The organism is Glycomyces tritici, from assembly GCF_030403505.1.
This window is the reverse complement of the sequence record NZ_JAUEMJ010000002.1, coordinates 322213-344360: the sequence shown is the minus strand read 5'-3', so window position 1 is coordinate 344360 and position 22148 is coordinate 322213. Positions and strand designations below refer to the sequence as shown.

Below are 22148 nucleotides of genomic sequence, written 5' to 3'. Positions count from 1 at the left end.
CTTGCGGTGCGCGGTGGCGGCAGAATCCTTCAGACCGTTTGGAAAGCGCTGTCACCCCGGTGCGGACAACCTTCCCCGCTGCGGCAAAACCCGAAGGACCACTTGTGGCACAACGGAACACGGACATCATCCCCACGATCCCCGGCCTCGCCTACGGCGGCGACTACAACCCCGAGCAGTGGCCGAGGGAGGTCTGGGACGAGGACGTCCGCCTCATGCGGGAGGCCGGCGTCAACGTGGCCACCGTCAACGTCTTCTCCTGGGCCGGCATCAACCCCGGCCCGGGCGAATGGGACTTCGAACGGCTCGACGCCATCATGGACCTCCTCGCGGCGGGCGGGATCAAAGCCGACCTGGCCACCTCGACCGCCTCACCGCCCCCGTGGTTCTCCCAGGCCCACCCCGAGACCCTCCCGGTCAACGCCGAAGGCGTCAGGCTCAACTACGGCGCCCGCGCCGAATACTGCCCGAACGCGCCCGCCTACCAGGCCGCCGTCGTCGAGATGGCCGCGAAACTGGCCGAACGCTACGCGAACCACCCCGCACTCGCCATGTGGCATGTCGGCAACGAGTACTATCGCTCCTGCTACTGCGACGACTCCGCCGCCGCGTTCCGCGACTGGCTCCGGGAGCGCTACGGCGACCTCGACGGCCTCAACAGCGCCTGGGGCACTACCTTCTGGTCCCAGACCTTCACCGACTGGCCCCAGGTCATGCCGCCGCGCGCCAGCGCCGAAACCCCGAATCCCGGCCAGGTCCTCGACTGGCAGCGGTTCTGCTCCGACGCGCTCCTCAAGCTCTTCCGCGCCGAGGCCGACGCGATCGAGCGGCACGGCTCCGACAAGCCCATCACGACGAACCTCATGGTCACCGGCAACTTCAACGGCCTCGACTACCACCGCTGGGGCGAGCACACGACCGGACCGAACCGCCTCATCGCCACCGACCACTACCTCATCCCCGAACAGGCCGACGGCATCCCGTGGTCGATCCAGGCCGCCTTCGGCGCCGACGCCTCCCGCGGCCTCGCCGCCGGCAGCCCCTGGCTCCTCATGGAGCAGTCCACGAACTCCTCGGCCTGGCGCCGCGGCGGCTTCGCCAAGCGGCCCGGGGACCTCGTCCGCCACTCGCTCTCCTACGTCGCCCGCGGCTCCGAAGGCGCCATGTTCTTCCAGTGGCGGGCCTCCCGCTACGGCACCGAGCGCTACCACGCCGCGATGGTGCCCCACGCCGGCGCCGACTCCAGGGTCTTCCGCGAGGTCAAGCAACTCGGCGCCTGGCTCAAGGACCTCGCCGAGGTCAAGGGCTCCACCGTCGACGCACGCGCCGCGATCCTCCTCGACTTCAACTCGGTCTGGGCCGCCAAGACCCCCGGCCAGCCGTCCGCCGACATGGACACCTACCCCGAACTGCGGCGCTGGCACGCGGCGCTCTGGCGGCGCGGCGTCACCACCGACCTCGCGAACCCCGCATGGGACCTCAGCGGCTACGAGTACGTCTTCGCACCGCACCTGTACCTTCTCGAGGACGACGCGAACCTCCGCGCGTACGTCGAAGGCGGCGGCACCCTCGTCGTCGGCCCGTACTCGGGCATCGTGGACGGCAACGACCGCGTCCACCCCGGCCTCCCCGGAGCGCTGGGGGACCTCATGGGCGTCCGCGTCGAGGAGTTCCGCCCGATCTGGGAGGGCGAGACCGCGGACCTGGACAACGGCTGGGTCGGCGAGACCTGGTCGGAGGTCGCCCACGCGGTGGACGCCGAGACGATCGCCTCCTTCAAGGGCTACCCGGAGACCGGGGCCGTCTTCCGCCGCAAGCTCGGCCGCGGCGAGGTCTGGTACCTCGCGACCCGCCTCACCGAGCTCGACCCGTTCTTCGACCGCGTCGGCGTCGCACCCGACTTCCCCGGGGCCCCCGCCGACCTCGAACTGGTCCGGCGCTCCCATGAGGACGGCCGCGGCTACGTCTTCGCGATCAACCACGGCAAGGACCCCGCCAAGGTCCCGGCCACCGGCCGCAACCTCCTCACCGGCAAGGCATGGGCGCCGATGCTCTCCCTCAAACCCGGTGAGTGCGCGGTGATTCGCGAAGGGTGAACGTCGCACCCGTCGACTACTGTCACAGGGACCCCGCAGCACCCACGGAGGAACCCCTGATGTCCACGATCGTCTTCGTCCACGCCCTGGGTTCGAGCTCGCGCGCCTGGCGGCCGCAGATCGAGGCGCTCGGCGAGCGCCACAAGGTGCTCGCCCCCGACCTCCCCGGCCACGGCGCCGAGCCCGGCCCGTTCGGCCTCGAGCCGGCGGCCTTCGCGATCGCCGACCTCATCGCCCACGAACCGGAGTCCGTCCACCTCGTGGGCATCTCCGTCGGCGCCACCGTCGCCATGCTCGCGGCCCTCGACGACCCGTCCCGGATCGCCGGCCTCGTCGTTTCAGGCGGCGCCGCCCACGCCCCCGGCGTCGCCCTCCAGCGCAACCTCATGCGCCTCATGCCCACCGGCATGATCACCGCCCTGATGTCCGGCATGTACGCCGGCGGCCGCCCCGAGCGCAAACCCCAAGCGGCCGAAGACCTCCGCAAAGCCGGCAAGCAGGCGTTCGTCACCGGCCTCGCCGAACTGGGCGCCCTCGACCTCCGCCCCCGCCTCGCCGACCTCAAGACCCCCGCCCTCGTGCTGTGCGGCACCAAGGACAAGGAGAACCTCAAACCCGCCGAGGAACTCGCCGCCACCCTCCCAGACGCCCGCCTCGACTTGATCCCCGAAGCGGGCCACATCTGGAACCTTCAGTACCCGGACCTCTTCACGGCGAAGCTCACCGAGTTCATCGCCTGACCGGATCACCCGGAGACGGCGAACCCGATCGCGGCCGCCGCCATGAGCGGCGCCGCGACGGCGAAGCAGAACATCGCCGTGCGAACCTTTCGGAACTTGCCCAGTGCCAGCGTGGCCAGCATCGAGAGTTCTTCGGCCGCATCGAGAAGCTGCTGGTCGGGGTCTTTCGAGGTGAGCAGGGTCGCTGCGACGATCTCGTCCGGGGATCGACGGGCTCCCGACCTGATCCCGGTGCGCCCGGAAAGCCGCGGCCACACGGCGGCCCCCAGGAACGCGATGCCGAAGAGCATGGACGCCGCACCCAGCCACCCGAAGACGCTGGCGACGTTGACGCCCTCAGTTAACGACGGCGCAGCGAGCAGCAGTGCGGTGATCGGAATGGCCCCTGCGGCCAAGAGCGCCGCCTTCGTATCGGCCTGGGACACATTGACCCGCGCATGTTCGATCTGCCGGTAGACCTCGTCGAGCGCGATCCTGGCCGTCTCGGGCGGTGGGTTTCCCATGACAATCTCCATGAACTCGATTGCTGGACAACAGTTTCTCACAATTCGCTGAGGATCGGGAATCTCCCGTGACTGGCCAGCGGGCGGCCGCAGATCGCCGCAAGATCGGCGACGTCCTTCTTGCGGTTCATCGTCAGCTTGTACGCGATGACCTCCCTCATCGGCAGGTATTTCAGCCCGTCGATCTCCTCCGCTTCGGCGAGCAGCTCCTCGGTGCTTCCAGGAAGCACCCATGTCTCGCAGACCTCGATCGCCCCGCCGTAGAGCAGGGCGATCTTCGCCCCCGTATAGCTGCTCGTCTTCAGCGGTACGTGCTCGTACTCCGACGCATGCTCGAATGCGAGCTCGAGAGCCCGCTGCCAAGTCTTGCTGCCCGGCCGGACCAGGAGATCGAGGTCGGTGAACGGCTGTGCGATGCCGTGCGCGATCAGGCGGGCGCTCCCGGCGATCACGAAGTCATCGGGATTGAAATCCGACGGAACATGTCTATGCAGCAGTTCGATCAGTTCGAAGCCGTCGTGGACAACGCTCACTGCGGCGGTTTCCCATCTGTCGGTTGCTTCTGGTGGCCCGGCGACCGGGGGAGCGTCCGGTCCTCCTGCTTGCCCTTGTCCAGCCTGCTCGACTTGACCTGAATGACCACGCCTGCCACGGCGGCGACCGCGCTGACTACCGCTACCAGGAGCTCGAGGGTGTTGAAGTCAATGTCCGACATCGCGGATCAGTCCGTTCCGGGTGCTAAATGAGCGAGCGATCCCGACGCATGGCCAGCGCCTCGATCGCGGTGGTGTCGCGGACGGTGAACTTGACACGCCCGGTCGAGATGGTCTTGCGCGCTTTGAACTGCTGCATCACGGCCGAGACCGACTCCCTGGAGATGCGGGCCAGATCGGCGAGGTCGCTCTGGGTGAATCCGGCGATGACGAGTCCGTCCTCGCTCTCGGTGCCGATTCCCGAATCCATGATCCTGAGGATCGCCCGTGCAAGTCGCCGTTCGCTCGTCAGGAAGGACTCCTCCTGCGCCTCTCCCAGCTCGCGGACCCGCTTCGCGAGTCGTCGCGTCAACGCCAGGTGGATCTGCGGATTCGACTCGAGGAGCTTGAGGAATACATCGCCGGGGATGTGCAGGACTTCGATGGGGGTGAGTGCGACAAGGTCGGCGGCCCGGGGTTCTCCGGTGAGGGGAGCGAGCTCGCCGATCATCGAGCCCGGGCCGTGGATGCCGAAGATCGTCCCCGGTGTACAGGACTTCACATGGCCAGAGCGGAGGTAGACCACGTAGTCCGAATGCTCGTTGATCTTCATCAGCGTCGCACCCTTCGGGTACGAGACCGCGTGCGCCTCCGGCTTGAGTGCGTCCTGGTCCTCAGCGCTGAGTAGCGGGTTCCACAGACCTTGTGCCCTGTCTTCCATAGAGTTGAGTGTATTGGTGCACACAACGAAAGCGGGTCAGCGAAACGCGGTCTGTCGGAAAACCGACCGGAATTCGTTTCGGTTGGGGCGGAAGGGAACCGCGTTACGGCGCGGTCGTCTCCGGTGCGGGCGACGCCGCCGGGTCGACGGGGTGTCGGATGCCCGGGTGGTCGTTCGGGAGGATCACGCGGATGACCCAGCCGCTCACGATGAGGCAGAGGACGAGCAGGGGCCAGGAGAGCGCCACCTGCGCGACCCCGCCCGCGACGACGGCGAGGCGCTCCTCGTCGCTGTTCCAGAACGGGGTCAGGATCGCCACGCGGAGCGCGTACATCGCCACCCAGACCCAGGAGGCCGCGCTGTAGGCGCGGAGGAGGTGCGGGTCAAGGCGCCAGCGGGTCTTCTGGCCCAGGAGGCCGCCGACGATGAGGCCGAGGAGCGGGCGGCGGAACACGATGAAGCCCGCCCAGACGAGGGCGCTGGCGGCGTTGGAGACGATGCGGGGGAGGAGGATGTCCTGCGCGCGTCCGGTGTAGAGGACGATCAGGCACGCGACCGCGACGCTCAAGAGGCCGAGGACGACCGCCCGCGGTTTCTGGCGCTGCTTGAAGCGGGCGAATGCGATCAACCCTGCCGAAAGTAGCGAAGCCCCTGCGGCCCAGGCGATCGAGTTACCGGCGATCATCCAAGTGAGGATGAACACCACCACCGGAGCGGTGGCGTCGAAGGCACCGCGCCTGCCGCCTAGTAGGCTGACAAGCGTGTCTTGCCGCACAGTATCGGACAACTGCCAACCCTCACCTCTCGACCCGCTACCGCAGGCAAGGCTACCCTAACCGCAGTGGCACGCCGGGCTTCGCCCGCAGCCCCACCTACGGACGGATTGGCACGGTAACGGATGCTCGGCACACACCGGATCAGTGAAGCGCAGCTTGTAGACCTGCTCCGCCGGGCCAGAAAGACCGACTTCGGGCGCTGGAACAAGGCGGACCTGCAGCGCGCCATGACCGACCTCGGCTGGCAGGTGCGCTCCGCCGAAGTCGACATCGGCATGTGGCGCGCCGAGACCGGCTACGACACCGGCAACGCCATCGCCGACTCCGTCCCGCCCCAGACCCCGGTCGCCGGCCGCGCCGACTTCTACTCCATCGAGGTCATGGTCCTGCGCTCGGCCGAACGCGGCCGCCAAGGCGAGCAGCACCGCACCCTCATCTTCCGCGAAGTCCTGCGCACCATGATGAGCGAGCTCGGCGCCCCCGAGATCCGCGGCGGCGACGGCGGCCCCTGGATCCGCTGGTACCGCGACGGCCTCATCTTCGAACTCCACCTGCGCCGCTTCCACGGCGGCGTCACCCTCCGCCTGCTCTCGCCCGAACTCTTCGAGCAGCTCGAAGCGCACGCCGTCGGCAAGGGCGACGTCTCCGGCTGGGCCGCCTACGCCCGCACCGGCCAGCGCCCGCCCGAGCCCGCCTGCCAGGACATGGGCGAGTTCACCGAGCGGCTCTCGTCCCTGCTGGCCGACATGGCCGCCGACGTGCCCGTGGTCGACACCGCCGGCACCGTGCTCCTGCGCACCGGCGACTGGTCGGCCCGGTACGTGGCCGCGTTCGTCGACGGCGGCCTGCGCGTGGAAGCCAGCGCCGCCGTGAGCGGCGCCTGGCGCTCCGGCCTCTCGAACCTGCCGAGCATGGGCTTCCGCGCCCCCAGCGGCACCCAGCCGAACTGGTCGCGCAGCTTCAACTCGACCGACCGCACCGCTACCAACCAGGCCGCCCACATGATGGTCGACGCCTTGCGCGCCTTCGGCATCCAGGACCTGTTCGACATCGTCTACGACGGCTTCACCGCCGACGGCGAGCGGATGTACCTGCCCGTGCTCGGCATCGGCAACGGCGACAACCCGTACTAGGCGGCGCCCGCTAGACCGCTGCGGCCTCCGGCTGCGGCGCCTCCATGCTCGCGCGCCGGAACGCCGGGAGCCGCCAGCCCACGACCGCCACACCGGCGACGCACGCGACGCCGCCCGCCAGGATCGCGCCGCCGAGCCCCAGCGGGCCCGCGAGCGCCCCGGCCTGCAGGTTGCCCAGCGCCGGCGACACCGTCGCCTGAGCCAGCCACAGGCTCGTGACGCGCCCGCGCAGCCGGTCCGGCGTGTGGTTCTGCAGCAGCCCCGTCCGCAGCACCTCCGAGACGAGGTCGCTCGCCCCTGAGACCGCCAGGAACACGAGCCCCAATGCGAGCCAAGGCGACAGCGCCAAGCCCACCATCGCCGCACCCCACATGCTCGCCGCGATGATCACGACGAGGCCGGGCCGCTTGGACTTCGTGACCTTCCCGCTGAACGCGGCGGCGAGGAACGCGCCGACCCCGGCGGCCGCCGAGAGCAGCCCGAACGCCACCGAACCGCCGTGGAACTGCTCGGTCGCGAGCGCCGGGAACAGGCCCTTGGGGTACGCGAACAGCATCGGCATGATGTCGATGAGCAGCACCCCGGCCACGACCTTGTTGCGCCGCACGAACGCGAACGCGTCCTTGAGCGAGTACGAGCCCGACTCCTGCTCGTCCTCGCCGCCGTGGTCGGGCGGCATCGGTCCGACGAATACCATCGCCACGGCGAAGACCACGAAGCCGACCACGTTGAGGCCGTAGCACCACTCGGTGCCGCCGGCCGCGATGACCACGCCCGCCAGGGCCGGCCCGGCGACGCCGGCGAGCTGGCCCGTGAGGCCGTTCAGGGCCGAGGCGCTGGCGACGTTCTCCTGGCCGACGAGGGAGGGGACGGCCGCGAAGGAGGCGGGGATGCTGAGGCCGGCGAGGAACGTGTCGGCGATGACGGCCGCGAACAGGAACCACAGCAGCGGCTCGTCCTGGAGGGCGTTCACCAAGAGCGCCAGTGCGACCAGGAGCCCGGGCACGCGCACGGTGACGAGGATGCGGCGCCGGTCGAAGCGGTCGGCGAGGACGCCGCCGACGAGGAGCCCGGCGACGATGCCGATGCCGCCGGAGGCGGCGGCCGCGCCCACGGCCAGGTTCGAGCCGCTGAGCTGGTAGATCTGCCAGATCAGGGCGGTCTCGGTGAGCATGGCGCCGACGAGGAGGCCGGTGCGGCCGATGTAGAGCCAGCGGAAGTCGCGGCTGATCCGCAAGGGGGTGGTGTCGACGAGGTGGTTCCGGAGGGACATGCTCTGATGATACCGACCGTTCCAGACGGTGCAACACGGTGTTTCATGGGAAGATGGCGCGCGACGCGCACGGGAGGACCACGATGGACGAGAAGCTGCTGGCCGCCGCCACCGACGTGCTCGGTTCGACCGGCTGGGACCGGCTCACCTTGGGCGAGGTGGCCGACCGCGCCGGCGTCTCCCGCGCGACCCTGTGGCGCCAGGTCGGCGGCAAGGAGGAGCTGCGCCGGGAGCTGATCCGGCGCCTCCTCCTCGACTACCGCGACTCGCTGTGGCCCGTCCTCACCGCCGCCGGCACCGGCCGCGTGCGGCTTCGCCGGGCGCTCGAGGCGATGTGCGGGGTCTTCGACCGCCACCTCGCGCTCTTGTCGGCGTTCGACACGGCCTTCCACGAGACCGGCCTGTTCTCCGAGCCGTTCGAGGACGTGGTCGCCCCGCTCGTGCGGCTCATCCTCGACGGGGCCGCGGACGGGTCGCTCACGCCCCAGGCCGACGCCGAGGAGGCGGGCGACCTCGTCTTCAACACCGTCTGCTGGCCCTACGTGCACCTGCGCCGCCACCACTCCTGGGAACCCGAACGCGCCCAAGGCCTCCTGCTCGACCTGGTGCTCGAGGGGCTCGTCCGCGAACCCGGCTGAGCGCGTCCCGGACTCCGGCCGCAGTAGGGTCGTCCCATGATCGTCGATCTCCGCTCCGACACCGTGACCCGGCCGACCCCGGCCATGCTCGAAGCCATGACCAGCGCCGACGTCGGCGACGACGTGTACGGCGAGGACCCGTCCGTCAACGCCCTCGAAGCCGAGGCCGCCGCGCTCTTCGGCAGGGAGGCCGCGGTCTTCACCCCGACCGGCTCCATGGCCAACCAGATCGGCCTGCAGCTGCTCGTGCGCCCCGGCGACGAGCTCCTCTGCGACGTCAAGGCCCACGTCGTCAACTTCGAGATGGGCGCCGCCGCCGCGCTCGGCGGCATCAGCTCCCGCACCTGGACCTCGGTGAACGGCCGTCTCGACACCGCGCTCGTCGAGCCGATGATCAACCGCCCGCACCCCTATTCGACGACCACCCGCGCGATCGCCGTCGAGAACACCCACAACATGGGCGGCGGCACCGTCCAGCCCATCGATGAGCTGCGCGCGCTGCGGGCCCTCGCCGACGCCCACGACCTGGGGCTCCACCTCGACGGCGCCCGCATCTGGAACGCCCACGCCGCCACCGGCGTCCCGTTCGCCGAATACGGCGCCCTCTTCGACACCGTCTCGGTCTGCCTCTCCAAGGGCCTCGGCGCGCCCGTCGGCTCGCTGCTCATCGCCGACGCCGAACGCATCGAACGCGCCCGCGTCATCCGCAAGCGCCTGGGCGGCGGCATGCGCCAGGCCGGGTTCCTCGCCGCTGCCGGCCGCTACGCCCTCGCGAACCACATCGACCGCCTGGCCGAGGATCACGCCCGCGCGCAGCACCTGGCGCGCTCGCTCGAGCCCTTCGGGGTCTGCGAGGCGGCCCAGGTCGAGACCAACATCGTGCTCCTGCGCGTCCGCGACATCGCACAGGTCGCCAAGGCCGCCGCCGAGCAGGGCGTGCTGATCTCCGTGCTCGGCCCGGACTGGGGCCGGATGGTCACCCACCTCGACGTGGACGACGCCGGCATCGAGCACGCGGTGAAGGTCCTCGGCACCCTCGTCCGCTGACACCGGGCGGGTCGCCCGTTCGGGTCCGGGTGATCCTCCGGACGGGGGTTGCCGATCGGCGGAAACCCAGGGTAGGTTAGGCATGCCTTCATTAGTCAAGCCTTACCTGCCCGGAGGTCGGTGCATGTACGCCTGCATCTGCCATGCAGTCCACGAGAACGAAGTCCGTGACTGCATCACCGCGGGCGCGCACACCGAAGAGGCCATCGGCGAGGCCTGCGACGCCGGCACGAGCTGCGGCACCTGCCATGAGCGCCTGGTCGACATGATCGAGAGCTACTTCACGTCCTCGGTGCCCGCAGCGGCCTGAGCGCGGTCTTCGCAAGCCCGGCCTCAATCGCCGGATTCTACGGAAATGACGGACGCTTTAGGTTGTCCTCCGTTAGGATAGGTTGTCCTATTTTAGGCATTCCTGGCTGGAAATGGGCCCCCACCTGGTCCTAGGCTGAGATCGTCGGACACGGAGCCGGCACTTGACGGACCGCGAAGGACGGATTGCAATGCAGGGCGACAAGCAGGTCATCGAATTCCTCAACGAACAGCTGACGGCGGAGCTCACCGCTATCAACCAGTACTTCCTGCACGCCAAGATGCAGGAGAACTGGGGCTACACCAAGCTCGCGAAGTACACCAAGTCCGAGTCGATCGACGAGATGCGCCACGCCGAGGTCCTGACCGACCGGATTCTCTTCCTGGACGGCATGCCGAACTACCAGCGGCTGTTCCCGCTGCGCATCGGCCAGTCGGTCAAGGAGATCTTCGAGTGCGACCGCCTCATCGAGGTGGAGGCGATCGACCGCCTCAAGCGCGGCATCGAGCACATGGAGTCGGTCAAGGACTACGTCTCGCGGGACCTCTTCAAGAGCATCCTCGAGGACGAGGAGCACCACATCGACTACCTGGACACGCAGCTGGAGATCATCGAGAAGATCGGCGAGGCGCTGTACATCCAGTCGCTCATCGAGCAGCCTGAGAGCGCTTAGGGCGCAACAGAACCTTGAGGGGACCGGCCTTGCGGCCGGTCCCCTTTCTTCAATGCGGCAGAGCCCCTCACATCTCCGCCACAGTGGTGGGTCGGCGCCTTGACAGCCCCGACGAGAGGATCGTAACATATCAATACTTTGAATGAAAGTTTCCGAGAGTTTCGGAATCTGCAGCAGTCTCCGGCCGCTCCTCGACCCCGTGATGGAGCGGCCGGCCCCTCGTTTCAGAAGGAGCGCCATCAATGACGACCACCTCCTCCACGCCCGCAGCGAGCCGCCGCACGGTGCTCTCGGCCGCCGCCGCGGCCGGCGGTGCGGCACTCCTCCCGGCCGGCTTCATCACCCTCGCGGCGAGCCCCGCGCACGCCGACGACCTGCTGCTCTCGACGGACTTCTCCTCCGGCACCACCGAAGGCTGGTTCGGCCGCGGCGACGCGACCGTCGCCGTCACCTCCGAGGAGCCGCTCCTCAGCCCCTGCCTCGGCATCGACGGACGCACCGCCACCTGGAACGGCGCCGCCATCGACATCACCCCGCACATCGAGGTCGGCGTCCGCTACCAGCTCAAGGTGTACCTGCGCCTGCCCGCAGGCGCGACCGCCGCCGACCTGCGCACCACCGTGCAGCGCGACGTCGGCGGCGTCTCGAACTACGAGGGCGTCAAGTGGAACACCGCCGTCACCGACGCCGCCTGGACCGAGTTCTCCGGCACGTACTCGATCAGCCAGGCCGCCGACCAGCTGCAGTTCTACGTGGAATCCGACTCCAGCCTCACCCCGATCCTCCTCGACGCCTTCACCCTCACCCGCATCGCAGAACCGGAGATCCAAGACTTGCCGCCGCTCAAGGACTTCCTCGCCGACGACTTCACCTTCGGCTGCGCCGTCGAGCCACCGGAGGTGGTCGGCAAGCCCGCCGAACTCCTGGCGAAGCATTTCGCCCAGGTCACCACCGGCAATCAGATGAAGCCCGAGGCGATCCAGCCCACCGAGGGCGTCTTCGACTTCAGCAGGGCCGACCAGATCGTCGACTTCGCCGAGGCCAACGGGATGAAGATCTGGGGGCACACCCTCCTGTGGCACAACCAGACCCCGGCCTGGTGGTTCCTCGACGAGGACGGCGAGCCGCTGCGCAGGACCCGCGCCCACCAGACGCTGCTGCTGCGGCGCCTGGAGACCCATGTCAAGGCGATCGCGGCGCACTACGGCGACCGCGTGTGGGCCTGGGACGTCGTGAACGAGGTGCTCGACCCCGAGGAGTCCGACGGCCTGCGCCACTCGCGCTGGTACGAGGTCTTCGGCGGCCCCAAGTACATCGAGAAGGCGTTCAAGATCGCCCGCAAGGCCTTCCCGCGCAAGGTGAAGCTCTTCATCAACGACTACAACACCGAGTTCCCCGACAAGCGGGAGGCGATGTTCAACCTGGTGCAGCACCTCAAGTGCGAGGGCGTGCCGGTCGACGGCATCGGGCACCAGGCGCACGTGGACTACCGGCGCGACCCGGCCCTGCTGGGCGAGTCGATCGACATGTTCAGGGAGCTGCGGGTGCTCCAGGCGGTCACCGAGCTCGACGTCTCGGTCTCCAACGAGATGACCGAGAGCCTCCCGGCGACGCCGCCCGAGCGTTTGATCGCTCAGGGCTGGTACTACAAGGAGCTCTTCGAAGTGCTCCGCGAGCGCGCCGACGACCTCGAGTCCGTGACGATGTGGGGCCTGTACGACGCGGTCTCGTGGCTGCGGAGCTGGCCGGTCTCGCGCCCGCACGAGGCGCCGCTGTTCTTCGACGACCGCCTCCAGGCGAAGGCGGCCTACTGGGGCGTGGTCGACCCGACCAAGCTCGAGCCGATGCCTGAGGCGTAACGGGGGCAAGTCGTCCGGGAGCGGAATGACAGATCCGGGATTCCGCTCCCGGGCTCTCAATCGGAGGCGTGAGCGACACGCCGGGGGAAGTGTCGCACCAGGCCTACCGTGGTGCCGGAGGTCCCTCAGGGGCAGCCCCATCGGCGCTCTACGCTGCATCGCCGGTCCTGCCGCGTTCCCGCAACCTGATCTCGGTGTGGAGTGTCAGGCGGTCTCCTGGGACTGCTGGAAGACGAGCGCGGTGCCGAAGGCGGCCTTGGCGGGAATGAAGGGCCGACCGTCTGCGGAGCGGCCGAATTCGACGTTCTGGGCGCGCAGGTGCGCTTCGGCGGCGGCCAGGTCGGCGACTTCGACGGTGTAGGCGCTGATGCCCGGTGCGGTGAGCGGCCGTTCGCCCGGCAGCAGTGCCGCCAGGCCGTCTGGGGTGGTCAGCGTCAGGCGGCTGGAGTCGAGCGTGAAGCTCGAGGTCGAGCGATCCAGCGACGCGGGCAGACCCAGGTAGCGCTCGTAGCGTTCGCCGGCGGCCTGGAGGTCACTGTCGCCGACGCAGAGGACGCACTCGGTCAAACCGGTGGCGCCGTTGGGATGGGCGAGGCCGGTCTGGGCGTCGAGGAGTTCGTGCGGTGCGTCTTCGGCGGCACCGACGCGGCCCTCGGGGACCATGTTCGGGGGTGCGGCCGGATCGTCGTCGCTGATCTCGAGGAACTTGATGGGGGCGAGTTCGGTGCCCTCGGCGGTGGTGACGGGCCGCTGCAGGGCGCGGGCTCCGCCGTGGCGGACGCCGGCCTGGTCGAGCCGGATCGCGGTCTGTTCGGCGTCGCGGGTGGCGAAGACCAGGATGTGAGCGCCCTCGGCGGTGTCGAGCCGCCCTGCGAGGCCCGCGATCGTGTGCTGGATCGCCGTCCTGGTCGCGGCGAGCTGGTCGTCGGGGACGTGGAGCGGGACGAGCTTGGCGCCCGAGGGAAGGTGTTCCCGCTCTTCGGGTGCGAGCGAGGAGTTCGATGAAGTTCCGTGGGAAGTCGGCGTGGGAGTTGCCGGCCCCGACCGGTTCGGGCTCCTCGCCCGGGGCCGGGGGGAGCGCGGGGTAGGCCGGGGCGCCGACGTTGAAGCCGAATCGCCTGAATGCGGTGAGGGCGGCGTCCATGTCGCGGACGATGAGGCCGACGTGGTGGAGGTCGGTGATGTCGCTGGGGGCCATGCTGGTGGGCCTTTCGCAGGGGAGTGGACGGCTTCAGGCGGCCGCTGCGCCGTAGGCGGTGCGGCGGTATTCGTCGGCGAGGCGCGTGAACGCGTCGACGACGCGGGGTGCGGCGGCGCCGTAGCGGTCCGGCGCTGGTGTCGGATCGGGTTCGAAGGAGCGGCGGATGATCTCGGCGAGCTGACCGGCTCGGTGCTCGAGCGCGGTTTGCGGGTCCTCCGGCAGGAACGGACCCGCGGCGAAGAACCCGTAGGCGACCGCCTGGAGTCCGTGGTCGACATCGGACAGCTCGATGCCCGGGCGCAGGAGGTCGTGGTCGGCGAGCGCGGTGAGGTAGTCGCGGGAGGTGATCAGTTTGGTCGCGGCGAGCCCGGAGCGAGGCCGCTGACCGGCGAAGGCGGCGAGTTCGGCGCCGTCGGCGCTGAAGATCAACCGCAGGATCGGCCGTCGCATCGCTTCGAGGAAGTGCCGCCGCAGGTAGCGGTGCGGTGCGGCTTCGAAGGGGTCGGCGCGGATCGCGGCGACAACGGCGTCGGTCATCGCGGCGGCCTCGCGGGCGCCCACGGCGAGCAGCAGGTGGTCGCGGCTTTGCCAGTGCAGGTAGACCGTGCCCTTCCCGACGCCCGCGCAGCGCGCGACCTCCTCGATGCGGATCTGGCGCGATCCGCCGGCGGTCAGCAGTGCCGCGGTGGCGTCGAGCAGTGCGTCAGCGCGCTGGCGAAGATCGGTTCGCTGGGTCTTGGTCATGCTCGCCTCCCGCATCGCCAACTCATGACCAGATTATCATTCTGGTCACGAGTTGAGCAGGGCGGGAGACCTGGGCCCGAAACCGGCGCTTGCGCCCCAGGAGGGGTTCGCGAAGGAAGCCGTGCTCATCGTGGACGGCACCTGGCGACCACCCGGGGCACGCCGCCGGCCGAGGCGGGAGCAGCGCAACGCTTCTCACCGACCCCTACGAGCCGGCGTCGAGCACGCCTTCGCGGCGACGACTCGCGGGACCTCGCTTGAGGAGGGATACGTCCGCTATTGCGGATCTGCTTGATCTCAGGTTGCGGGGCGGCGCATCTCGATGTGCATGATGCCGTCCTCGTCGTACTCCTCGCCCTCCTCGGTGAACCCGAACCTGCGGTAGAAGCCCGCCGCGTACGTCTGCGCGCCGAGGGTCACCTCCGACTCCGGGCCGAGGAAGTCCAGTGCTTCGCTGAACAGCTCGGCGCTCAAGCCGGTCCCGCGCGCCGGCGGTGCGGTGCAGACCCGGCCGATCTTCCAGGCGCCCTTGCCGTCCGCAACCCCACCGCCTGCGGTGCGATCGCGCAGGACCCTCAGGCACGCGACCGCTTCGGTCGGCGCCTCGCCCTCGACCCAGAAATGCACGGTCTCCGGGTCCAGGTCGTAGTCGTCCAGGTCCGGGTAGGCGCACTCCTGCTCGACGACGAACACCGCCTGCCGCAGCCGCGCCAGCGCGAACACCGTCGCGCCGTCCAGCTCCGCGAACGTCCCCCGCTTGATCCCGCTCACGCGCCCGTCCTTCCCGAGATGCCCCGCCGGTTACGCATACTCCTCCGCGATCTCCCTGGCCCGGTCCCGCGCGGCCTCGATCGCGTCGGTCACCGCCGACCGCGCCCGGTGGTTCTCCAACTGCCGCACCGCGCTGATCGTCGTGCCCGCCGGGGACTCGACGGCCTCGCGCAGGTCCACCGCCGACTGGCCGCTCTCGCGCAGCATCCGGGCCGCGCCCAGCGACGTCTGCGTCACCAGCTCCTTCGCGATCGCCCGCGGCAGTCCCATGAGGACGCCCGCCTCGGTCATCGCCTCGGCCAGGTAGTAGAAGTACGCCGGACCCGAACCGGAGATCGCCGTGACCGCGTCCTGGTGCTTCTCGTCGACCACGAGGGTGCGCCCGAGCGGCTTGAACAGCTCCTCCACCGCCGCCAGGTGGGCCGCACTCGCATGCGTCCCGGGGGAGAGCACGGTCATCGCCTCGTCGACGAGCGCGGGCGTGTTCGGCATCGCCCGGATCACCGGCGTCTGGTCGGGCAGGCGCTTCTCGAAGAACGCCACCGGAAGCCCCGCGCAGATGCTCACGACGGGCGCGCCGCCGTCGAACACCCCGGCCAGCTCCTCCAGGAGCGACCCGGCGTCCTGCGGCTTCACCGCGACCACCACGACGTCGGCGTGCCGCACCGCCTCGGCGTTCGGCTCGACCCGGATCCCGTACGACTCGCGCAGCTCGGCGGCCCGCTCGGCGCTGCGCGCCGTCGCCGTCACCGACTCGCCCGACCAGCCGGCCCGCAGCAGGCCCGACACGATCGCCTGCCCCATCTTGCCCGCACCCAGCACCGCGACTGTCCGCATTAGCACTCCTCCCGTTCGATGGCCCCGGCAATTGTCCCTCGCGGACCGGCGCCTCGAAAACCCGTGCACTCGCGCGTTTCAACCCCTGGGACCGGGTGAGCTGCCACGATAATCACACTCAGGCACTCAATGCGCGATTGGGGCGATATGGACGTTCTGGACCTGGCACGGCTGCAGTTCGGGGTCACGACCGTCTACCACTTCCTCTTCGTGCCCGTCACCATCGGCCTCTCGCTCCTCGTCGCGATCCTCCAGACCCTGTGGCGCACCACCGGCAAGAGCGCGTACCTGCGCGCCACCAAGTTCTGGGGCAAGCTCTTCCTCATCAACATCGCCATGGGCGTCGTCACCGGCATCGTCCAGGAGTTCCAGTTCGGCATGAACTGGTCGGCCTACTCGCGGTTCGTCGGCGACGTCTTCGGCGCGCCGCTCGCGTTCGAGGCGCTCGTCGCGTTCTTCCTCGAATCGACGTTCATCGGCGTGTGGATCTTCGGCTGGGACCGCCTCAAACCCGGGCTCCACCTCGCCGCCATCTGGCTCGTCGCCATCGGCGGGCTGGCCAGCGCCTACTTCATCCTCGCCGCCAACGCGTTCATGCAGAACCCGGTCGGCTACCAGCTCAACGAGACCGCCGGACGCGCCGAGCTCACCGACTTCGGCGCCGTCCTCACCAACCCGGTCGCGCTCGCCGCGTTCCCGCACACGATCTTCGCCTCCTGGCTCACCGCCGGCACGATCGTCATCGCCGTCTCCGGCTACCACTTCATGCACCGCCGCGACCTGGACGTGCACCGGCCCGCGATGCGCCTGGGCATCCTCACCACCCTCGTGGGCGGCATCGGCCTGGTCCTCTCGGGCGACTCGCTCGGCAAGGTCATGACCGCGACGCAGCCGATGAAGATGGCCGCCGCCGAGGCGCTCTACCAGACCACGTACAACGCGCCGTTCTCCGTGCTCACCATCGGCCCGCTCGACGGCAGCCACGGGACGCCGATCATCGAGATCCCGGGCCTGCTCTCGTTCCTCGCCACCGGCTCGTTCCAGGGCGAGGTGCAGGGCATCAACGACCTCAACGCCCAGTACCAGTCCCTGTACGGGCCGGGGGAGTACGCGCCGTACATCCCGCTCACGTACTGGTCCTTCCGGGCGATGATCGGCTTCGGCATGCTCGCGGTCGCCATGGCGGTGATCGTCTGGTGGTGCACGCGCCGCGGCCGGATGCCCCGGCACCGCCTGTTCTGGCCCGTGGCGATGTGGATGGCCGCGGCTCCGTTCCTGGCCAACTCGGCGGGCTGGATCTTCACCGAGATGGGCCGCCAGCCGTGGGTGGTGTTCAGCCTCTACGAGACGAGCGAGGCGGTCTCGCCGCGCGTCGGCGTGCCCACGGTCGCCGCATCGCTCATCGGCTTCACCCTCGTCTACCTGGTCCTGGCGGTGCTCGCGCTCAAACTGTTCCTGAAGTACGCCAAGGCGGGACCGCCGGACGAGGAGGGCGCGCTGGCGACCTCCAGCCCCTCCGACGACCCCGACAAGCCGATGGCCTTCGCGTACTGACCGCCGACCGAGAACACTGGGGTGCACAGCATGGATTTGACGACGATCTGGTTCATCGCCATCGCGGTCCTGTTCACCGGGTACTTCATCCTCGAGGGCTTCGACTTCGGGGTCGGGATGCTGCTGCCGGTGCTCGGCCGCGAAGAGCGGGAGCGGCGCGCGCTCATCAACACGATCGGCCCGGTCTGGGACGGCAACGAGGTCTGGGTCATCACCGCCGGCGGGGCGATGTTCGCCGCGTTCCCGCACTGGTACGCCAGCCTCTTCTCCGGGTTCTACCTGCTGCTCTTCGCGATCCTCATCGGACTCATCATCCGCGGCACCGCCTTCGAGTACCGCGGCAAGGGCGACACCGACCGGTGGCGGCGGGGCTGGGACCGCTGCATCATCGTCGGCTCGGCGATCCCGGCGTTCTGCTGGGGCGTCGTGGTCGCGAACCTCGTGCGCGGCGTGCCGCTGGACGCGAACTTCGACTACACCGGCTCGATCTGGGGCCTGCTCAACGGCTACGCGCTCCTGGGCGGCCTGACCACCCTGCTGCTCTTCGCGACGCACGGCGCGTACTTCCTGCACCTGCGCACCACCGGCGGCCTCGCCGAGCGGGCCCGCACCACGGGCCTGCGGCTCGGGGCCGCCACCACGGTCCCGGCGCTGGCGTTCCTGGTCTGGACGCAGGCCGCGCACGGGAACTGGACCACCATGGTCCTCATCGTGCTCGCGGTGATCGCGCTGGCGGCGGGCCTGGCGCTCGACTACACCGGCCGCGGCGGCTGGGCGTTCGCCGCCACCGCGCTGACGATCGCACTGGCCTCCACGGCGCTGTTCTGCGCCCTGTGGCCGAACGTGCTGCCGTCCACTTCGGATGCGGCGAACAGCCTCACGCACGAGAACGCCGCCGCGACGCAGAAGACGCTCGGCATCATGACCTGGGCCGCCGTGATCTTCCTGCCGCTCATCCTGCTCTACCAGGGGTGGACCTACTGGGTCTTCCGCAAGCGCGTCATCGTCGAGAGGATTCCGGTCGCATGACGACCCTCGCACCCAAACCCGCAGGCGTCGACCGGCGCCTCCTCCACCGCGCCCGCGGGGCCGCGGTCTTCATCGGCGTCTGCGCCGCCCTCGGCGTCGCCCGCACCGCGTGCGTCGTCGCCGGCGCGTGGCTCACCGCGAGCGTGATCGCCGGCGCGTTCGCCGGCGGCCGCAGTCTCGATTCGCTGGCGCCGCAGCTCATCGCGCTCGCCGCCGTACTCGCGCTGCGGGCGCTCCTGGCCTCCGTGCAGGAGGCCGCCGCGCACCGCGCGAGCGCGGGCGTCAAGTCCGGCCTGCGGCGCCAGGCGCTGGAGCAGCTCATGCGCCTGCCTTCGGGGAAACGCCACACCGGGGCGACCGCCGCGCTGCTGGTGCGCGGGATCGACGCGCTCGACGGCTACTTCGCCCGCTACCTGCCGCAGCTCGTGCTCGCGGTGGTCGTGCCGGTCGGCGTCCTCGCGGTCATGCTCGCCGCCTACCCGGCCGCCGCGCTCATCGTCCTGCTCACGCTGCCGCTCATCCCGCTGTTCGGCATCCTCATCGGCCTGTACACGCGCTCGCGCGCCGAACGCCAGTGGGAGGCCACCTCCCATCTCGCGCACCACTTCGCGGACCTCGTGGCCGGGCTGCCGACGCTCAAGGCCTTCGGCCGCGCCTCGAAGCAGGCGGGGGCCATCGAGGTCACCACCGGCGCGTACCGGCGCCGGTCGATGTCGCTGCTGCGCGTGGCGTTCTGCTCGGCGCTCGTCCTGGAGCTCGCCGCGAGCCTCTCCGTCGCCCTCGTGGCCGTCACCGTGGGCGTCGACCTGGTCGAGGGCGGCCTCACCGGCGAGGCCGGGCTCAAGACCGCACTGCTGGTCCTGATCCTCGCCCCCGAGGCGTACCTGCCGCTGCGCAACGCGGGCGCGCACTACCACGCCAGCGCCGAGGGCCTGGCCGCCGCCGAGCAGGTCTTCGCGATCCTCGGCGACACCCCCGAGCACGCCGAGACCGCGCCCGAACCGGAGCCGACCGGGACGGCCGCTTCGGCACTGGCGCGCTGGTCCGGCCGTGCGGGCGCCCCGGAGCGGCCCGCCGGCAAGCACGGCTCCGCCGCGATCACCGCGTCCCGCACCATGCGCACCCCACTGGGGCGCGCGCCCACGATCATGTTCCGCCGCACCGTCTTCGCCTACCCGGACCGCCAGCCGCTGCCGGAACTGAGCCTGACGGTCCCGGCCGGGCAGACCACGGTCCTCACCGCGCGCTCCGGCGCCGGGAAGTCGACCCTCATGGCGGCCCTCGTGGGCTTCCGGCAGCCGGTCTCCGGCTCGATCGCGTTCGACGACACCGCATTGACCGATCTCGACCTCGCCGCAGTGCGCCGCTCGATCGCGTGGCTCCCGCAGCGGCCGGTCCTCATCGACGGCACGGTCGCCGAGAACGTGCGCCTCGCCGTCCCGGACGGCGCTTCGGACCCGGCTGTGGCGAAGGCGATCGCCGCCGCCCACGCGCCCGCCGCGACCCGCACCGTCGCCGCCGACGGCTCCGGGCTCTCCGCCGGGGAGGCCGCCCGGGTCGGCCTGGCCCGCCTGCTGCTGCGCGTCGACCTGCTCGACCCGCCGGTGCTCCTCCTCGACGAGCCGACCGCGCACCTCGACTCCGACACCGAACAGGCCGTACTCGACTCGTTCGCGCCCTACCGCGCACAGCGAACCGTGCTGATCGCCTCCCACCGCCCCGCGGTGCGCGCGATCGCCGACAGAGAGGTTGACTGGTGAGCTCCGCACGCAACCCGATCGCCCTGAGGCTCGGCCTCGGCGCGACACTCGGCGCCCTGGCCCAGCTCAGCGCCCTCGCGCTCCTGGCCGTCTCCGGCTACCTCATCTCGCGCGCCTGGGAGCAGCCGCCGATCCTGTACCTGATGGTCGCCATCACCTCGGTGCGGCTCTTCGGCATCAGCCGCGGCGTGCTCCGCTACACCGAACGCCTCGTCTCGCACGATGCGGCCTTCCGCGGCCTCGAACGGCTGCGGACCGCCGTGTGGCGCAAGCTCGTTCGCCTCGCACCCGCCGGAGTCCCCGTGTGGCGCTCCGGCGACCTCCAGGCCCGCCTCATCGACGACGTCGACGGCGTGGGGGACCGGTGGCTGCGCGGCGCCCTGCCGCTCGCCTCGGCGGTCATCGTCGCCGTCTGCGCGGTCGTCCTGCAGACCGCGCTGCTGCCCGCCGCCGGAGCCGTCCTCGCCGCCTGCCTGCTCGCCGCCGCACTCGCCGGGCCGGCACTCGCGACCTGGACCTCCCGGTACGCGGCGCGGACCACCGCCAGCGCCCGCGGCGACCTCACCGAAGGCGTCCGCGCCCTCCTGCACGGCCGCGAGGAGCTCGTCGCCGCCGGCACCGACGCCACGGCCCTGGCGCACGTCCTGGAAGGCGACGACCGGCTCCGCCGCGCCCACGCCCGCATCGCCTGGACCGCCGGACTCGGCGAGGCCGCCGGACTCCTCGCCCTCGCGGCCGCCGTCACCGGCGCACTCGCCACCGGCATCCCGGCCGTCGCCGCCGGGACGCTCGACGGGGTCCTGCTCGCCGTCGTCGCGCTCGTCCCGCTCGCCGCGTTCGAGCCCGTGCTCGCGCTGCCCGCCGCCGCCCAGCAGACCGCCGTCGCCAAGGCCTGCGGCCGGCGCCTCCTGGAGATCACCCAGGCGCCCGAGCCGCGCCCCGACCCGCTCGAACCCATGGAGTACGAACCGAACCCGCTCGGCGGCCCGCCGTACATCGAGATCAAGCGGCTCTCCGTCACCTGGCCCGGTGCGGACGCGCCCGCGCTGCACGGCTTCGACCTCACCGTCCAGCCCGGCGAGCGCGTCGCCGTCATGGGCCCGTCCGGCTCCGGCAAGTCGACGCTCGCCGCCGCCCTCATGGGCTTCCTGCCCTACGAGGGGACCCTCCGCTTCGGCGGCGTCGAACTCGCCGAGTACGACGGCGACGACCTCCGCCGCACCGTCGGACTCTGCTCCCAGGACGCCCACGTCTTCGACACCACGCTCGCCGAGAACCTGCGCCTCGCCAGGCCCTCCGCCGCCGACGAGGACCTCGCCCGCGCCCTGCGCTGGGCCGGCCTCCGCGACTGGCTCGAAGCCCTCCCCGAGGGCCTCCAGACCCGCCTGGGCGAGCACGGCCGCGCCGTCTCCGGCGGCGAGCGCGGCCGCATCGCCCTCGCCCGATGCCTCCTCGCCGACCGCGAAGTGCTCGTCCTCGACGAACCCGACGCGCACCTGGACGCCGCCACCGCCGAACGTGTACTCCGCACCGCCGCCGCCGCTCTTGAAGGCAAGACCACCATCGTCATCACGCACCGGCCGCTGCCCGAGGGCGTCGTCGACCGCGTCGTGCACCTGCACGGCCCGGTCCCGACACCGCGACGTGACGCGCCGGACAACCGTCTATTGGGCGTGGCTCCCCCTGGGTAGACTCCCGGAACGGTGCTACCCGGACGCGTACTTCAAACGACGTGCCGGTGGAAACGACCGACGGCGCCCGTCCGGGCGCCCGTCACACCTGAATCGCGCT

At 70.4% G+C, this 22148-nt stretch carries 22 protein-coding genes and 1 pseudogene; 12 read left to right on the top strand and 11 right to left on the bottom strand.

Annotation, left to right across the window (positions count from 1 at the left end):
• The first annotated feature begins 104 nt into the window (after window positions 1-104).
• On the top strand, window positions 105-2096 hold the full coding sequence (locus QWI33_RS06790; protein ID WP_289956178.1) for a beta-galactosidase: 1992 nt from the start codon (window positions 105-107) through the stop codon (window positions 2094-2096).
• Window positions 2097-2155: 59 nt separating this feature from the next.
• Window positions 2156-2836, top strand: a complete 681-nt coding sequence (locus QWI33_RS06785) for an alpha/beta fold hydrolase (protein ID WP_289956177.1) — start codon at window positions 2156-2158, stop codon at window positions 2834-2836.
• 5 nt (window positions 2837-2841) lie between these two features.
• On the opposite strand, the gene QWI33_RS06780 is transcribed toward QWI33_RS06785, so the two are convergent.
• From QWI33_RS06780 to QWI33_RS06760, 5 genes are all read right to left on the bottom strand, one after another.
• A complete protein-coding gene (locus tag QWI33_RS06780; protein WP_289956176.1) occupies window positions 2842-3351 on the bottom strand; it encodes a Pycsar system effector family protein in 510 nt (169 codons plus the stop codon).
• Between the two features lie 26 nt (window positions 3352-3377).
• Window positions 3378-3872 (bottom strand): hypothetical protein, encoded by a 495-nt coding sequence (locus QWI33_RS06775; protein ID WP_289956171.1) that lies wholly within the window; start codon window positions 3870-3872, stop codon window positions 3378-3380.
• Entirely contained in the window at window positions 3869-4054 is a 186-nt protein-coding gene (locus tag QWI33_RS06770) for a hypothetical protein (RefSeq protein WP_289956167.1), read from the bottom strand. Before QWI33_RS06770 ends, QWI33_RS06775 begins: the two co-directional genes overlap by 4 nt.
• 23 nt (window positions 4055-4077) lie before the next feature.
• Window positions 4078-4752, bottom strand: a complete 675-nt coding sequence (locus QWI33_RS06765) for a Crp/Fnr family transcriptional regulator (RefSeq protein WP_289956165.1) — start codon at window positions 4750-4752, stop codon at window positions 4078-4080.
• Window positions 4753-4855: 103 nt separating this feature from the next.
• On the bottom strand, window positions 4856-5527 hold the full coding sequence (locus QWI33_RS06760; protein ID WP_289957199.1) for a DUF3159 domain-containing protein: 672 nt from the start codon (window positions 5525-5527) through the stop codon (window positions 4856-4858).
• Between the two features lie 123 nt (window positions 5528-5650).
• On the opposite strand from QWI33_RS06760, the gene QWI33_RS06755 reads away from it, so the two are divergent.
• On the top strand, window positions 5651-6661 hold the full coding sequence (locus QWI33_RS06755; RefSeq protein ID WP_289956163.1) for a TY-Chap domain-containing protein: 1011 nt from the start codon (window positions 5651-5653) through the stop codon (window positions 6659-6661).
• 10 nt (window positions 6662-6671) lie between these two features.
• On the opposite strand, the gene QWI33_RS06750 is transcribed toward QWI33_RS06755, so the two are convergent.
• Window positions 6672-7934, bottom strand: coding sequence for an MFS transporter (locus QWI33_RS06750; RefSeq protein ID WP_289956161.1), 1263 nt, complete (start codon window positions 7932-7934; stop codon window positions 6672-6674).
• Window positions 7935-7987: 53 nt separating this feature from the next.
• Here QWI33_RS06750 and QWI33_RS06745 point away from each other — a divergent pair, with 53 nt between their 5' ends.
• From QWI33_RS06745 to QWI33_RS06725, 5 genes are all read left to right on the top strand, one after another.
• Window positions 7988-8572 (top strand): TetR/AcrR family transcriptional regulator, encoded by a 585-nt coding sequence (locus tag QWI33_RS06745; RefSeq protein ID WP_289956158.1) that lies wholly within the window; start codon window positions 7988-7990, stop codon window positions 8570-8572.
• A gap of 39 nt (window positions 8573-8611) precedes the next feature.
• Window positions 8612-9619, top strand: a complete 1008-nt coding sequence (locus QWI33_RS06740) for a threonine aldolase family protein (protein WP_353895424.1) — start codon at window positions 8612-8614, stop codon at window positions 9617-9619.
• Window positions 9620-9743: 124 nt separating this feature from the next.
• On the top strand, window positions 9744-9929 hold the full coding sequence (locus QWI33_RS06735; protein ID WP_270116018.1) for a (2Fe-2S)-binding protein: 186 nt from the start codon (window positions 9744-9746) through the stop codon (window positions 9927-9929).
• Between the two features lie 190 nt (window positions 9930-10119).
• Window positions 10120-10602 (top strand): bacterioferritin, encoded by a 483-nt coding sequence (gene bfr, locus QWI33_RS06730; RefSeq protein ID WP_289956149.1) that lies wholly within the window; start codon window positions 10120-10122, stop codon window positions 10600-10602.
• Window positions 10603-10844: 242 nt separating this feature from the next.
• A complete protein-coding gene (locus QWI33_RS06725; protein ID WP_289956147.1) occupies window positions 10845-12461 on the top strand; it encodes an endo-1,4-beta-xylanase in 1617 nt (538 codons plus the stop codon).
• A gap of 204 nt (window positions 12462-12665) precedes the next feature.
• Here the strand turns inward: QWI33_RS06725 and QWI33_RS06720 are convergent, their stop codons facing one another.
• The 5 genes and pseudogenes from QWI33_RS06720 to proC all read right to left on the bottom strand — a co-directional run bounded on the left by QWI33_RS06720 (window position 12666) and on the right by proC (window position 16014).
• Window positions 12666-13298, bottom strand: coding sequence for a VOC family protein (locus QWI33_RS06720; protein ID WP_289957198.1), 633 nt, complete (start codon window positions 13296-13298; stop codon window positions 12666-12668).
• A 178-nt stretch (window positions 13299-13476) separates the two neighbouring features.
• Window positions 13477-13605 (bottom strand): annotated as a pseudogene (locus QWI33_RS29325) (VOC family protein); the annotation flags it as partial.
• Window positions 13606-13692: 87 nt separating this feature from the next.
• On the bottom strand, window positions 13693-14406 hold the full coding sequence (locus QWI33_RS06715) for a TetR/AcrR family transcriptional regulator (protein WP_289956145.1): 714 nt from the start codon (window positions 14404-14406) through the stop codon (window positions 13693-13695).
• 297 nt (window positions 14407-14703) lie between these two features.
• A complete protein-coding gene (locus tag QWI33_RS06710) occupies window positions 14704-15177 on the bottom strand; it encodes a GNAT family N-acetyltransferase (protein ID WP_289956143.1) in 474 nt (157 codons plus the stop codon).
• A 30-nt stretch (window positions 15178-15207) separates the two neighbouring features.
• Window positions 15208-16014: a pyrroline-5-carboxylate reductase gene (proC, locus tag QWI33_RS06705; protein WP_289956141.1), complete on the bottom strand. Its 807-nt coding sequence runs from the start codon at window positions 16012-16014 to the stop codon at window positions 15208-15210.
• Window positions 16015-16161: 147 nt separating this feature from the next.
• Between proC and QWI33_RS06700 the strand changes: the two genes are divergently transcribed.
• From QWI33_RS06700 to cydC, 4 genes are read left to right on the top strand one after another with little or no spacing between them, the layout of a single operon-like run.
• Entirely contained in the window at window positions 16162-17568 is a 1407-nt protein-coding gene (locus QWI33_RS06700) for a cytochrome ubiquinol oxidase subunit I (RefSeq protein ID WP_289956139.1), read from the top strand.
• Between the two features lie 30 nt (window positions 17569-17598).
• On the top strand, window positions 17599-18597 hold the full coding sequence (gene cydB / locus QWI33_RS06695; RefSeq protein WP_289956137.1) for a cytochrome d ubiquinol oxidase subunit II: 999 nt from the start codon (window positions 17599-17601) through the stop codon (window positions 18595-18597).
• Window positions 18594-20357, top strand: a complete 1764-nt coding sequence (gene cydD / locus QWI33_RS06690) for a thiol reductant ABC exporter subunit CydD (RefSeq protein ID WP_289956134.1) — start codon at window positions 18594-18596, stop codon at window positions 20355-20357. The genes cydB and cydD overlap by 4 nt, the downstream gene beginning before the upstream one ends.
• Window positions 20354-22048, top strand: a complete 1695-nt coding sequence (cydC, locus tag QWI33_RS06685; protein ID WP_289956133.1) for a thiol reductant ABC exporter subunit CydC — start codon at window positions 20354-20356, stop codon at window positions 22046-22048. Before cydD ends, cydC begins: the two co-directional genes overlap by 4 nt.
• Window positions 22049-22148 lie beyond the last annotated feature (100 nt).

What these genes read in the sequence shown, in the direction of transcription:
- QWI33_RS06750 (WP_289956161.1), bottom strand. Translation starts at nt 7,934, where the DNA reads ATGTCCCTCCGGAACCACCTCGTCGACACCACCCCCTTGCGGATCAGC.
- QWI33_RS06715 (WP_289956145.1), bottom strand. Translation starts at nt 14,406, where the DNA reads ATGACCAAGACCCAGCGAACCGATCTTCGCCAGCGCGCTGACGCACTG.
- QWI33_RS06745 (WP_289956158.1), top strand. Translation starts at nt 7,988, where the DNA reads ATGGCGCGCGACGCGCACGGGAGGACCACGATGGACGAGAAGCTGCTG.
- cydD (WP_289956134.1), top strand. Translation starts at nt 18,594, where the DNA reads ATGACGACCCTCGCACCCAAACCCGCAGGCGTCGACCGGCGCCTCCTC.
- proC (WP_289956141.1), bottom strand. Translation starts at nt 16,014, where the DNA reads ATGCGGACAGTCGCGGTGCTGGGTGCGGGCAAGATGGGGCAGGCGATC.
- QWI33_RS06780 (WP_289956176.1), bottom strand. Translation starts at nt 3,351, where the DNA reads ATGGAGATTGTCATGGGAAACCCACCGCCCGAGACGGCCAGGATCGCG.
- QWI33_RS06770 (WP_289956167.1), bottom strand. Translation starts at nt 4,054, where the DNA reads ATGTCGGACATTGACTTCAACACCCTCGAGCTCCTGGTAGCGGTAGTC.
- QWI33_RS06755 (WP_289956163.1), top strand. Translation starts at nt 5,651, where the DNA reads ATGCTCGGCACACACCGGATCAGTGAAGCGCAGCTTGTAGACCTGCTC.
- bfr (WP_289956149.1), top strand. Translation starts at nt 10,120, where the DNA reads ATGCAGGGCGACAAGCAGGTCATCGAATTCCTCAACGAACAGCTGACG.
- QWI33_RS06785 (WP_289956177.1), top strand. Translation starts at nt 2,156, where the DNA reads ATGTCCACGATCGTCTTCGTCCACGCCCTGGGTTCGAGCTCGCGCGCC.
- QWI33_RS06765 (WP_289956165.1), bottom strand. Translation starts at nt 4,752, where the DNA reads ATGGAAGACAGGGCACAAGGTCTGTGGAACCCGCTACTCAGCGCTGAG.
- QWI33_RS06725 (WP_289956147.1), top strand. Translation starts at nt 10,845, where the DNA reads ATGACGACCACCTCCTCCACGCCCGCAGCGAGCCGCCGCACGGTGCTC.
- cydB (WP_289956137.1), top strand. Translation starts at nt 17,599, where the DNA reads ATGGATTTGACGACGATCTGGTTCATCGCCATCGCGGTCCTGTTCACC.
- QWI33_RS06735 (WP_270116018.1), top strand. Translation starts at nt 9,744, where the DNA reads ATGTACGCCTGCATCTGCCATGCAGTCCACGAGAACGAAGTCCGTGAC.
- QWI33_RS06700 (WP_289956139.1), top strand. Translation starts at nt 16,162, where the DNA reads ATGGACGTTCTGGACCTGGCACGGCTGCAGTTCGGGGTCACGACCGTC.